Origin of the sequence: Paenibacillus planticolens (assembly GCF_013141725.1) — a bacterium.
GTDB lineage: Bacteria > Bacillota > Bacilli > Paenibacillales > NBRC-103111 > Paenibacillus_E > Paenibacillus_E planticolens.
This window is the reverse complement of record NZ_WHNZ01000039.1, coordinates 257,961-271,432: the sequence shown is the minus strand read 5'-3', so window position 1 is coordinate 271,432 and position 13,472 is coordinate 257,961. Positions and strand designations below refer to the sequence as shown.

The 13,472-nt window shown below is 51.5% G+C and carries 9 protein-coding genes; 5 read left to right on the top strand and 4 right to left on the bottom strand.

Features of this window, described 5'->3' with window-relative positions; all coding sequences use genetic code 11:
• Positions 1 to 32: 32 nt before the first annotated feature.
• The 3 genes from GC097_RS17320 to GC097_RS17310 form a co-directional block, all read right to left on the bottom strand.
• Positions 33 to 1,484, bottom strand: coding sequence for a stalk domain-containing protein (locus GC097_RS17320; RefSeq protein ID WP_171684547.1), 1,452 nt, complete (start codon positions 1,482 to 1,484; stop codon positions 33 to 35).
• A gap of 155 nt (positions 1,485 to 1,639) precedes the next feature.
• Complete coding sequence (locus GC097_RS17315) at positions 1,640 to 2,146, bottom strand: SRPBCC family protein (protein ID WP_171684546.1); 507 nt, start codon at positions 2,144 to 2,146, stop codon at positions 1,640 to 1,642.
• A gap of 1,039 nt (positions 2,147 to 3,185) precedes the next feature.
• Complete coding sequence (locus tag GC097_RS17310) at positions 3,186 to 4,094, bottom strand: AraC family transcriptional regulator (protein WP_171684545.1); 909 nt, start codon at positions 4,092 to 4,094, stop codon at positions 3,186 to 3,188.
• Between the two features lie 122 nt (positions 4,095 to 4,216).
• Here GC097_RS17310 and GC097_RS17305 point away from each other — a divergent pair, with 122 nt between their 5' ends.
• The 3 genes from GC097_RS17305 (at position 4,217) to GC097_RS17295 (ending at position 6,785) form a co-directional block, all read left to right on the top strand.
• Complete coding sequence (locus GC097_RS17305) at positions 4,217 to 5,293, top strand: Gfo/Idh/MocA family protein (RefSeq protein ID WP_171684544.1); 1,077 nt, start codon at positions 4,217 to 4,219, stop codon at positions 5,291 to 5,293.
• Between the two features lie 16 nt (positions 5,294 to 5,309).
• Complete coding sequence (locus GC097_RS17300) at positions 5,310 to 6,146, top strand: sugar phosphate isomerase/epimerase family protein (protein WP_171684543.1); 837 nt, start codon at positions 5,310 to 5,312, stop codon at positions 6,144 to 6,146.
• A gap of 354 nt (positions 6,147 to 6,500) precedes the next feature.
• The gene (locus GC097_RS17295; RefSeq protein WP_171684542.1) at positions 6,501 to 6,785 is read left to right on the top strand and encodes a hypothetical protein; all 285 of its coding nucleotides are present in this window, start codon (positions 6,501 to 6,503) and stop codon (positions 6,783 to 6,785) included.
• A gap of 120 nt (positions 6,786 to 6,905) precedes the next feature.
• Here the strand turns inward: GC097_RS17295 and GC097_RS17290 are convergent, their stop codons facing one another.
• Positions 6,906 to 9,224, bottom strand: a complete 2,319-nt coding sequence (locus GC097_RS17290; protein WP_171684541.1) for a helix-turn-helix domain-containing protein — start codon at positions 9,222 to 9,224, stop codon at positions 6,906 to 6,908.
• 150 nt (positions 9,225 to 9,374) lie between these two features.
• Between GC097_RS17290 and GC097_RS17285 the strand changes: the two genes are divergently transcribed.
• Together GC097_RS17285 and GC097_RS17280 are read left to right on the top strand one after the other, a co-directional pair.
• Positions 9,375 to 10,892 (top strand): extracellular solute-binding protein, encoded by a 1,518-nt coding sequence (locus GC097_RS17285; RefSeq protein WP_171684540.1) that lies wholly within the window; start codon positions 9,375 to 9,377, stop codon positions 10,890 to 10,892.
• A 1,017-nt stretch (positions 10,893 to 11,909) separates the two neighbouring features.
• Positions 11,910 to 13,445 carry an extracellular solute-binding protein gene (locus GC097_RS17280; RefSeq protein WP_171684539.1) on the top strand — a complete coding sequence of 512 codons (1,536 nt, stop codon included), beginning with the start codon at positions 11,910 to 11,912 and terminating at the stop codon, positions 13,443 to 13,445.
• Positions 13,446 to 13,472: the final 27 nt, after the last annotated feature.

The following is a 13,472-nucleotide window of genomic DNA, read 5'->3' as shown; positions in this document are numbered from 1 at the left end:
GTCCCAGGTCTTTGTTTTCGCATCCTTGCGCATTAAGGCAGGCGGACGGACGCCCGGTACAAGCGGCTGTTCCAGTCCACTTTGCTGTTTAGCGATTCCGCTACGAGGCGGAGCGGAACATACATGCGGCTGTCCTCCATAATTTGCAGCGGCACGGGCACGGCGACGGATTTCCCGTTCACCGTTGCTGTGGAGCTGCCATCTTTCAGCTTCATCGTGACTCCGGCGTTCGTGATGGTCGCCGTCCGCGTTGCGGCATCCCACTGAAAACCGGCATTCATCGCCGTGATGAAGGGGCGAATCGGAACAACGGTCGTCTCCTTGACGATAAAGCCGCTGTAGTCATACACCGGCTGCCCGTTGATGTCGATTTGCACCTTCGGCTTGTCCAGCTTGCGCACGACGAGTGCATTGCTCAGCTCGCGGCCGGGGTAGGTCAGCATGCTGCCGTTGGCATACAGCCCGGAGCTGGACCCGCCGTCCATGTTCATCGCTTCCTTCAGCCCAAGCTGAACGGCGATGGCGGCGAGCTGGGAAAGCGTTGCACTCGGCACGGTTCCCATCACGAGACGGTCGGACCCGTCGATGCCGATGAAGCTTCGCGCCGCGGAAGATTGCGTCACCTTCGGGTCGGAGAAGCCGTCTCGGTTGACGTTGAGATCAACGGAGCCGCTAGTGACCAGCTTCGGTCCGGCCCCGATGGCCGCCAGCCACGACAAGGCGTTCAGGGAGCTGCCGCCTTCCCCTTTGGCCATCAGCTCCTTGGTGACTCTGTCGCCGACGTCCAGATTCGGCAGGACGTACTGCCGGTTGTTGGCGCTGTTTCCGACAAACAAGACGTAACCGCCGGCAGGAACCTGGACGGAATCGTTCGTGATTCGCGTGATGAGCCCGCCTTCAATGACGACTTTTGTGCCGTTAGGGAACCCAATCCAGCGGCCAAAATCCGGCGTGTACCAGACGATCTGGTCGGTGCTGCCTTCTCCGTAATATTTGTTAACTCCCCAGGGGTTGATGGTATAAGTGCCTGAACCTTCACTGACGCGCACGGCGATGTCGAGATCCACGAATTGAATACCCGGAACTTTATCCCGATTCAAAATAAAAGTCTGGTTTTCCCCTGAATGCATAGCTTCACCGGCTTGCAGCAGTGTGCCATTCGGGTAGCGGGAGTACGGGTCGGACTCATACGCGTTGAAAAACGTGCCGTTAATCGCGGCAACCGCTCCTTCGCGTTCCGCGATAGCCTGTAGTGGAGCGTCATGACCGATTCCTCCGTCAGCTAAAGCGGGAGCAAGCTCCAGTGTCGGGTCGGTCAAGTCGACCGTGACGGTGCTGACGCTGAAGGTTTTCCCTTGAGCGGTGACCTGCTTCGTTACAGCGTTAACGGAAGGGGAATAGAGGGCGGATGCCGGCGTCCCCCCCGCGAAAAGAGCAGCCGTCAGCAGAAGAGCGGCGCCGGACTTCATTTTATGGCGAAACATAGAGTAGTCTCCTTTAAGTTCAGTCGAATGCTGCCGAAACTTGTTCGGCTTCCTAATATATTTCGGATGAACAGGCCTTTTTTGTGACGTCCGGCGGGCATTCTTCGGTGAGGGCAGAAAAAAACACCGGCTCAGATCGAGCCGGTGCATAGGGGTTAGGCGAGTTTCGCCAAGTATTCGTCGAGTTGTCCGAACGTGCCGCCGAAACCTTGCTGCATGCTTTCTGCCATGGAAGCGAAGAATGCGGCCTCTTCTTCGGTTGGGTTCACCGGGCCTCCGCGCATCGTAAGAACCGTTTTGCCGTCTTGCTCTTCGAACGTTAGAGTATTCATAATTTCAAGCGGGAAAACAGGGCTGAATGGGGCGCGTACCGTGTTGGCTTCCTCATCGGAGAACGAGTTCGTGAAAACAAGTTTTTCCGGAGGTGTAATTTCGCCATAAACAAATTTCCCCCACATTTGGAACCCTTCAGGAGATTTCATGCTGTAGTGAAACACGCCGCCGGGACGAAGGTCCAAGGAAGCGACTTCCAAATTCATTCCGGCAGGCCCCCACCAGTTCAGGAGGTGCTCAGGCTCCGTCCAGCATTTGAAGACGAGCTCGCGGGGAGCATTGAACGTGCGGGTAATGACTAACTGATTGGCGTTTGTAGTTTCGGACATGGGTGAATACCTCCATAATTTGGAATAATAAGGTGCTGCGATTCAAAAGCAAAACGGGCTTCTCTTCCACGTTGAAATAGGCGACCAGCGATAGATTTACTGCGGGAGAGCTCATAGTCGAGCTCATGCATTTAATATACTCTATCGGGAATATTCCTGTCAAGGAATGTATAGTTGCAGAGAGAAGGAAGTGGAGGAGCTGGAAGGGACTAGAGTAGTATTGCCGGAAGCTGGGCGGGTTATTTGGGGGACTGCAGCTGGTCCGCATGAGGCGGACTTGCGCCGTGAGCATGGGCAAATGGACGGGCGCGGAACTTGCTGCGGCAGCCTCCTGGCCCCGCAACTTGACCTGAGCCCAGCTCCGGTACGATTTACACTGAACCCAATTTCCATATACTCTGGTGCTACTTTCCCGCATGGTGAAACACACGAGACTCTTCCTGCTACAACAGCACTTTCAGCTCACCTTGGTATTTGTGCATTATCACTCTCTTCACTTTGACTAACATAGCTATATTGCACTATGTACAACCATTTCAGCCTATTTTGGCTTCTCCGGCAGCTATATTGCACTAAGTGCAATCATTTTTCCTCAAAAGCTAGTTTTCAGCGCAAATCTAGCGAAATGATTGTACTTTGTACAACGAGAGTGAGCTTTTGCCGCATTATGCCCACTCTATACTGCACAAAGTGCAACATAGAGCGCCAAGCTGATGCGTACGCGCTTCTACATGCTTACAACCACGCCTTCGTTCCGCAGGAGATTTTAAACCTTGCGGACTCTCCAGTGAAAGCGGTGCGTCTCAAGATGGAAGGACCTGTGTGCGAAAGGGAACCTACAGTCCGCTATTTCGGCAAAATGGGCCGATTGCAGGCTAAAATCGGAACTACAGGGTCTTATTTCGCATGCAAAGCCATCAAATGGCTTGGAAACAGTGAAATAGAGGCCTGTAGTTCCCTTTCGACTGGAGGAATGGTGCATTTCGCGGAAATTAGCGGACCCTAGTTCCCACTCCGTTCAAACTTAAGGGCAGCCCTCTCATGTCACCCGGCGATGATGCTCCGCTTTGCGGTAATCCTTCGGTACGATGCCTTTGCTTTCCCGGAAAATGCGGGAAAACGTTTTGTACGAGCCGTAGCCGACCTCATGCGCAATTTCCGTTACGCTCATGTCGGTGGACACCAACAGGCTGCAGGCATGGCGCAGACGCAAATCATGCAGGAAATGAACGAAGGTTTGTCCAGTCGTCTGCTTAATCACCTCGGAGATGCGGGAAGCGCTCATGGAGAACTGCGAAGCGAGGTCGGATAAAGCAAGCTCTTCCTGATAGTTGCGGTGAATGTAATGTATGATGGGCCAAACCGCGTGGCTCGTCTTCGCCCCGTGAAACGGGAGGGATTCTGCTGTTGTTGCTGCTGCGAAGGGGGCTCCTTGTTCACTTTGCTTCCAACGATGGCGGTCGAACCGGATGAGAATTTCCTTTAGTTTGCCTTTTAGGAGCGTCTGCCTGTAGCGTTCGGTGCCATTGTATTCCTGATACATCTCCTCAAGGAGAGCGAGCATCGTCTGTTGGTCGTGCCCCTGCAGCTGGATATAAGCCGGCATGGCGGTCATCTCGCCCAGCAGTCCTGACAGTCCGGGATCGTTCCCTGATTCCATTAACAGATCCATGCTGAACATGCAGTTGTACAGAACCAGCTTTTGTCCCGGATCCGTAAAAATTTCATGCACTTGATAGGGAAGCACGAACGTGAACGTGCCGGTCCGCATCTCGTGATTCACATCATTGATGCTCTCCGAGCCGGTGCCTTCAATGACATATGATAATTCCAGGAAATCGTGGCGATGCGCCCTGAAGCCGTGTTCAAGGGTATTTTTGCTGATGTGAAAAGGGAAGGACGAGTGCATATTTGGATACGTTTTCAAATAGTCGGGAAAGTACGTCATAATAAGGTGGTCTCCTTCGAAGAAATGGGACGTTTTCCGAAATATAGGTGCGTTTTTCTGCTGTATTTATTTTATCATAAAAGCGGGTCGTGCAAGATGCACTTATGAAGGAGGAACACGTTGTGGGAAGCGATAACAAAATCAGAATAGGTATTATCGGTGCTGGCAATATCGGCGGCGTGCATATACGCGAGTTTTTGAAATTGGCGGAATCCTGTGAAATTACGGCTATTACGGACGCGTACTTGCCCTTGGCGGAAGCCAAAGCGCAAGAGTACGGCATTGCCAATGTGGCCGCTACCCCTGAAGAGCTTATCCAAAGTGAATATGTTGACGCTGTCATTATCGGCGTGCCTAACCAGTATCATGCTTCGCTTGCTGTTCAAGCCATTGAAGCCGGCAAGCACGTGCTGATCGAGAAGCCAATGGGCATCAATGCGGCAGCGGCCAAACAAATTCTGAAAGCCAGCGAAGCATCGGACAAAGCCGTTATGATCGGTCACCAAATGCGCTGGGAAGCTGTGCCGCAGCTGATCAAAGAGCAGGTTGAAGCCGGCGAGCTCGGCAAAATCTACACGGCCAAAACAGGCTGGTTCCGCCGCAAAGGGATTCCGGGCTGGGGCACTTGGTTTACGAAAATGAACGAATCGGGCGGAGGCCCTTTGATTGATATTGGAGTTCACATGCTGGATCTCGCGCTTTATTTGATGGGCAATCCGAAGCCGGTCTCTGTCTTTGGCGCTACTTATGCGGAATTCGGTCCCCGCAAGAAGGGGATTGGCACATGGGGGACGCCGAACTGGAACGGCACTTACGATGTGGAAGATTTGGCTACGGCTCTCATTCGTATGGAAGACGGCAGTACGTTAACGCTGGAAGTGAGCTGGGCTGTTCATATGGATACGGACAACACGCCGTTCATTCATCTGATGGGTTCCGAAGGCGGAGCGAGCTATAAAGGAGCATCCGGCAAACTGCTGACAGAGAAGTTCAATCGGGCCATTGAGACGGATTTGAAAAAGCCTGAGAATGATGAGGGCGAGCGCCTGCGTCTAAGCAGACATTTCCTGGATTGTATTCGGGACGGCAAACAGCCCATTACTTCCGCATTATCCGGCTATACGAATAATTTAATTTTGGATGCAATCTATGAATCTTCCCGGACAGGGAATGAAGTCAAACTAAACTGGGACATCTAATTCAGGAGGGATCACGATGCTTAGAGGGTTAACGGGAGCAGGGCTTGGCAAGCTGGAAAGCAATGAGCAGTTCATCGAGTTAGCGGCAAAATACGGCTTCGAAGCCGTCGATATCGACGCGCTTGCCCTGGTGGAGAGCCACGGCACAGACGGAGCGCGCGAGCTGCTGGGCAAGCATGGCCTCGTCATCGGCGCCATCGGTCTGCCGGTGGAATGGCGGGGGAGCGAAGAGACGTTCCTCGCCGATCTGCCGAAGCTGACCCAAGCGGCCGAGGCGGCGGCAGCGCTTGGCTGTACGAGCTGCTGCACGTACGTTTTGCCATCGACGGATTTGAAAGCGGCGCATTTCATGGCGCTGGCTACGCGCAGATTGCGCACATGCGCGCGAATCCTTGGCGCTTACGGCATTCGCCTCGGTTTGGAATTCGTGGGGCCGCATCATCTGCGCACGCGCTGGAAGCATCCGTTCATCTGGACGCTCGAAGAGACGCTGGATTGGATCGATGCGATCGGTGAGAGCAATGTCGGCCTGCTGTTCGACGCGTACCACTGGTACACGAACGGGTTAACGGTGGCCGACATTGAGAAGCTTCGCCCCGAGCAGATCGTCCACGTCCACATCAACGACGCACCGGATGTGCCGGTGGAGGAGGTGCTGGATAACGGGCGTGTGTATCCGGGCGAAGGCGTTATCGACTTGGCCGGCTTCCTGCAAGGTTTGGCGCGGATCGGCTATCAAGGCGCTGTTTCGCAGGAGATTTTGACGGCTGCGCCTCCGGCGGATTCCCCGGAGAGCTTGGCCCAGCGCTCCAAAGCGAGCTTTGATAAGGTGTACGCGGCGGCAGGGATTTAGGCCATAGGCCGCATTCAGCCGACCGCTCATCACGGAGAACGGACGACAGCCCCCAGACCATAAGCGGACTCTTCCTAATATAGATGGTCTGAATAATTGTTAAGATTACATGGAGAAACTCCAGATATTTCTGTACCCGACAATGCCAAAAGAGCCTGAGGACCTGATATCCTCGGGCTTTTTCTCGCTTTTACAGGCATGCTGCATGATGAAATGAAAGGCCAAGAAAATCGCAATTCGACAAAGGTTCCCATGACCCGTTCACACAGTCCGACAACATTTTCATTCATTCTCGTTTACTATGTTCCTGTTCTACTAAATATGCCTGAATGAAAAGGAAAAGGAGATAAGATCATGCAAATTAAGAAGAAGGATGACATTGGCCTGATTTTGGACAACTTTTCGTCGTATGCGAAGTGGGATCCTTCGGGCCAGAAATTATACCTTGTATTCGCTGATAACAAGCGCGGGGGGCAATGGACGCTGATGAACTATAACGATGACCGTTTCAGCGTACATGGGCGGGGCAAAGATTATTTGGATGAAAATGAAGCGTTTTTTGAAGAGCGCAACAGCGTGCTTTCCTTCTTATGGAACAATCGTGCCGCGTTGAAGGCAGCAGTAGATCCAAGCGAGTAGAATGCCGAACAGGCCTTCTGCTTACATCGTTTAACGAAGGGGCAAAAGCCTCCGTAGCCACCAACAATTGCTTGGTGGCTACGGAGGCTTTTGGCATCCGTTACATGCCGCCTTTGAAGATCAAAGATTCGGAGCTCCGCCCTCTTTTTGCTTATCGCGATATTGCCCCGGTGTAATTCCCTCCTGTTTGCGGAAGGACCGGATGAAATTCTGCGAATTGTTATAGCGCAGCTTGGAGGAGATATCCTTGATCGGCAAATCGGTTTCCGACAGCCATTTTTTGGCCATGTTGAACCGGTAGGCCGATAAGTAATCGCTGAAGGAGCAGTTCGTCTCCTTACGGAAAATGCTGCTCAAATAATTCGCATTGTAATGCAGTCTGGAAGCGCATTCCTCCAGCGTCAGGTCGGTATCGTAATATTTTTGCACGAGATCGATAATTTTTTCCGAAATATTGTGGTACTGGGCATCCTGCCGGTCGCGGTAGATGCGGATCAGCGGGTGAATGACCTCTGTCCAGAACCAGTCTTCGATTTCCGCCGTCATATGCAGATCCAGAAGCTCCTCGAAGAGCGAGCCTTTGTTAGGGTGAATCTGATTCAAGGAGATCCCGGACTCCTGCATCACCATCAGCAGGTTGTTGAGCAGCCGCGCCAGCGGAATCTGATATTCCTGCGGCGAGAGCGGTGCGGCAAATACGGCTTGCAGCAGCTGCCGCAGCAGCTCTTTGGATTTATCCTTTTCAGCGAGCTTAATCGCGTCCATTAATTCATTTTCGAGCGGTTTCGGGTAGTTCAGATTCAAGAAATGCTTGCCCGAGTTAATATTTTCGTACTGAATGATGATGCCTTCGCCGAGCTTGATGCGATGCTTCAACGCCTCCAGTCCTTCTTTGTAGGCAATCGACATTTGCGAGAAAGCATGGATGGGAAGACTCATTCCGATGCTGACATGCAGATTCAGATAGCTGAAGATGTGCTGCTGCATCTGCTCCGTTAAGGCATAGACGGTATTGCGAAAAGCGGCAGCTTCGCTATCCGGGCTTCCAATCAAGGTAACCACCGTCTGATCGATAATGACAGGCGTGAGCCGCTGTTCCGAAGGAATGAGCTCCTCAATCATGTTGTGCGCCGCGAAAAGCAGCAGCTCCAAATCTCTCTTCTCATAACGCGTATTGTCGATAGAGTCGATCTGCAGCGTAATGACGGACATGGTTTTCCACTCTTCAATCTGTTGGGTATAGCCAAACTGGGCTAATTTCTCAGGCAGTTCGCTCACTTTAATGTGCCCTTGAAAAGCTTTGATTAAGAAGAACGTCCGCACTTGGCCGATATGCTGGTGAACCTCTCTTTCCAGCTGGGACTTCGATTGGAACAACGTATGGACATGCTCGCTGATCATCTGGAACTCGTTGGCCTTCCGCTTCTGGTTCACGGTAACGAGGCCCCCGATTTGGTTGAGCAGGAGCTGGATCGGCGAGTACATCTTACGCGAACCAAGCCAAGCGAGCAGCATGGAGATGAGCAGCATCAGAATGCAGATGTAGATGGTGTAGATTCCGATTTTGCGCGATTCCTTGGTTAAGCTGTCAATGGAGGTCAAAGATAAATAGGTCCAATTATTCAAGTTTGAGTGCAAATAACTTACGGAATAGCGCTTCTCGTTGATATCCGCCGTGAATTGACCCGTAGGCGCATCAAGCTGGCTTAGATCCGTAAGGCCGGACTCCGCAATAGGTTTGCCGATCAGACTGGCATCCGGATGCATCAGAATCCGTTTGTGCTCGTCCATAATCAGGATGTCATCGAGCTTGGTATCGTTCTGAATCAAATCCTGCAGGGAACAGGCAGGAATATTCGCAACTGCCAAACCGTATTTCTCCAGGCCGGTGGTTGGCAGCTTTTTGACCAGCGAAATACTGTAATCACAGGCCACACTCCGCGCATTTTCCTCGGTAAAAAACCACTTCGACGGATTCATTACCCACGTGCTGTTCTCCTGCGTGTTCATCAGGTTCAGAAATTTATCGTAAAAAGGGTAGCTGTCAAAACGATACAGCCCCGAGTTCTTAATCATCCAGTTCTGGCGGGCATTGATCAAGATGACATCTTCCAGCTTCGTGTCAAAAGATTGCATGTACCGAATCTCGCTGCGCAGATCGTCGTACATCATGAAATCGTTTACAGTTAGCGGCATATCCATCGCTTTTTTGAGCACGGTGGAATTAATGACCTGATTAAGTGTATGGTTGACAGTCGTTAATTTCTGCTCTACATTGGAATTGATTTGAGTGATCAGCTGCATTTTACCTTCGTTGACATTTTTCTGGATCTCGCTCGACGAGGTCATGAAGGCAAAAGCGCCGATGAAAATTACCGGGAGCGTGCTGAGCAAGAACCCGAACATGGTCATTTTGCTAAGGAAACTTAAATTGGGCATCGCATCCAACACCTTATTCCAGGATGGTCATTGCTGACTATCTATGTATTTTAGACAAGTCTTGCGTTTAGATCAATAATCATCTGACCGGCGGATAATCATTTTCTCTGATTATGACCGCAAAACGCTGATGCAGCAAGGGGGAAAGTCATGAGTATACATGTACACGGGAAAATTTTGAAGCACTGTCGTCCATTTATTATCGGGCTGCTGATGATTGTTTTGCTTAGCGGCTGCACGAAAGAAAGCTCCAACCAGGAGGCTGAAGCGAACGGTGATCGCCCTGTCATTTCGATTATGGCACCGCTTCATTTTCCGCATCCGCCTATTCCTGAGCTCGTTCAGGAGATTGAAAAAAAGACAAATACGAAGCTGGATCTGAACTGGGTTCCGGATGGCATTTACACCGATAAAATGAATACAGCCTTGACCACAAACTCGCTCAAAAAAGCGACCTATGTGAAATACACCGATTACATGCTGATGAAAAATTCGATCCGTTCCGGCGCCTTCTGGGACATTGGACCTTATTTGGAAGCGTATCCAAATCTGAAGAGGCTGAATAAGGAGATTTTGGGACAGGCGGCTGTCGATGGCAAAATCTATGGCTTGTACACCGAGCGGCCGTCATCCCGCCAGGGCCTGATTATTCGCGAGGATTGGCTGGACAATCTGAAGTTGGCCAAGCCGACGAATTTGGAAGAGCTTTATCAAGTGTTAAAAGCTTTCACGTATGGCGATCCCGACCGCAACGGCAAGGATGATACGATCGGGTTGACCGACCGGAATGATTTGGTGTTCGGCGCCTTCAAAACGATTAGCTCCTATTTCGGCACACCGAACAACTGGGGTGCTGTGAATGGGAAGCTTGCGCCGGAATTCGAAAGCAAGGCCTATGTGGACACCATGGACTACATGAAAAAACTGTACGACGAGAAGCTCATCAACTCGGATTTTGCGGTGACCAGCAAGGATGTCCAGCGTGACAAGCTGATTCGCGGCATTGCCGGCGTTTATATTGGCAGCATGCAGGATGTGCAGCGGCTTTCGGACGAGTCGAGGATCGTGAACCCGCAGGCGAAATTCACCCTCGTGAATCATATAGAAGGCCCGAATGGGTTCGGGATTTGGTCGATTCCGAACTATAGCGCGCTGTACCTGTTCTCCAAGAAAGCGATCCGCACGGAGGCGGAATTGAAGCAGGTGCTGCAGTTTTTTGACCGGACCATGGATAAAGATGTCGCCAACCTGATGAAGTATGGACTGGAAGGGCGTCATTACACCACGATTGGCGACAAAGTCCAGCTGCTGGAGGAGACGTCCCAGCTCCGGGTGAACGAAGTGAATGCGCTGTATGCGCTCATGATCGCCGATTTGAACAACACACAGGTGAAGCAGGTGGCCGAGAGCGAGTCCCTTTCCCAATTGGCGGATAAGCTCAGCTTGGACAATGAGCAATATATCATCAAAGACCCGACGCTGGGTCTGGAATCGAAAACCTACGACGAGCGCGGCGTGGAACTGTACAAAATCATCTCCGACGCTACGTACAATTACATGCTGGGCAAACTCGACAAAGCCGCATTCCAGCAAGAAGTTGAGCGCTGGAAGCGAAACGGCGGCAGTCAGATTATCAAAGAATATAATGAGGCTTATTCGCAGAAATGATGTTGAACCGCCGGCGCTGGTGCGCGGCGGTTTTTTTTGTGCTTTGGCAGTGGCCTTGGCTGCCGCCTGGCTGAGAGGCCCGAAAAGGTCGTCTCGTGCCAGAAAGAGGGCATAAACCTGCCGAAACCTCTGGCGAGAGGTCCGAAAAGGCTGTCTCGCAGCCGCAAAAGCTCCCGGGCTGAGCTGAGAGAGCCTAAAAGGCCGTCTCGTGCCGAAAAGAGGGCACAATTCCGCCAGAACCTCCAGTGAGAGGTCCGAAAAGGCTGTCTCACAGCGGCAAAGGCCCTTGAGCCCAGCCGAGAGAGCCCAAAAGGCCGTCTCGTGCTGAAAAGAGGGCACTCCCCCGCCAGAATCTCCAGCGAGAGGTCCGAAAAGGCCGTCTCACAGTCGCAAAAGCCTTAGCGCTGAGCTGAGAGAGCCGAAAAGGCTGTCTTGTGCTGAAAAGTGACCACTCCCTCGCCAGAACCTCCAGCAAGAGGTCCGAAAAGGCCGCCTCACAGTCAAAGTGCTTTCTGTAATGCTGTTCTTCATCGCTAACGGGTAGGGAATGAGCAGAAAGTCGAAGTTAACGCTGTAAAACAAGCTTAACACGGACGGGAGAGCCCCGCTCACGGCCAAAGTATTACCGTAACGTTGTTTTTTCAACGCTAACGAGTGGGGAATGAGCAGAAAGTCGAAGTTAACGCTGTAAAACAAGCTTGACACGGACGTGAGAGCCCCGCTCACGGCCAAAGTACCGCTCCCAAAGCTAACGAGTGGATATGCCACGCGTTCAGCCCCCCTCCGCCCTGCACCCCCAATCCGCCTGCCTACCACCCCCCAGCCCCCCACAACGCCTGATCCACCACGCGATAACAGCTCATCCCCCCGACAATAATCATCTGCCCAGCCAATAATCATCATCTCACATCCCCTGTAGAACGGGGCTAAATGAGTAAATGATTATTTCGGTACCTATATAAGACCCTTTACTGTAGAAATTGTAGCAAACAAACAATTCACGGAGGTCAAACAAATATGAAGAGAAATTTAGTCTCGATTCCACTAGGCATTCTGCTCGTATCCAGCTTTGCGCTTGCAGCTTGCTCAGATGGGGGCAAGGCCACTCCTGCAGCTACGAACGCGGCAGCTGGTACAACGGCGCCGCAAGCAACAGCTGACAACACGCCAACATCGATCACAATCATGGCGCCGCTGAACACAGCTCAAACGCCACCGGATACGATCATTAAAGAACTCGAAAAATTAACGAACACGAAGCTGACGTATCAATTCTTCCCGGCAGATACGTACGAGGAGAAATTGAATACAACGTTCGCGACAGGCGCACTGCCGCAAGTAACGTACCTGAAAAACCAAGCGACTTTCATTCAAATGAAATCCGCAATCCGCGACGGTCAATTCTGGGAAATCGGACCGCTCTTGAAAGACTTCCCGAACTTGAGCAAGCTAAAATCCACAACGAATGACAATACAAAAGTAGACGGCAAGCTGTACACGCTGTATCGCGGCGTAGAGATCGCCCGTCAAGGTCTCATCTACCGTAAAGACTGGGCAGATAAGTTGGGCCTCAAGCCGCCGGCAAATATGGAAGATCTGTACGCCATGGCGAAGGCATTCACGGAGAACGACCCGGACGGCAACGGCAAAAAAGACACGATCGGCCTAACGGATCGTAACGATCTTGTCTACGGCGCTTTCAAAACCGCAGCGGCCTGGATGGGCGTTCCGAACAACTGGGGTGTTAAAGACGGCAAGCTGCAGCCGGAGTTCATGTTCCCTGAATACGTGAAAACGATGGATTACTTCAAAAAGCTGCGTGATGAGGGTCTGATGAACAAAGACTTCGCAGCAACAAGTAAAACGGATCAACAGAAGCTGTTCACAAACGGTACAGCAGGCATGTACATCGGTGCGATGACAGACGTTTCGTCCCTGAATAAAGATCTGATCAAAAACGTACCAACAGCCGTTGTAGACGTACACAGCATGGTTGCAGGACCTGACGGCAAATTCGCCGCATGGGCACTTCCAGGGTATGCGAACGTGGTGCTTTTCCCTAAATCCGCGATCAAAACCGAAGCTGAGTTGAGAAAAGTTTTAGCTTTCTTTGACAAAATGATGACGCCAGAAGTAGCGAACCTAGCAAACTGGGGTATCAAAGATGCGAACTACAGCGTTATCGATGGCAAAGCGAAAAAACTGGATGAAGAGAAATGGACACGTGAAGTGAAGCCGTTCACAGACGCAGCTATTGGTGATGAAGATACAACTGGAAGATATCTGGGTATTCCAACGATCCCTGCTCAAGGTAAAGCAGATGAGCTGAAAATCGCGAATCTGAAGTTCGCTGTGCAGGACCCTGTAGCAGCGCTTGACTCCAAAACAAACTTGGAAAAAGGCGTTCAACTGCAAGACGTGATTAAAGATGCAACGAACAAATACATCTACGGCAACATTGATAAAGCCGGCTTTGATAAAGCCATCGAGGACTGGAAAAACCGCGGCGGCAGCAAAATTATCGAAGAATATAACGCGCAATACAAAAAATAAGGCGTGGCCAGGAAATAAAGAAAAATA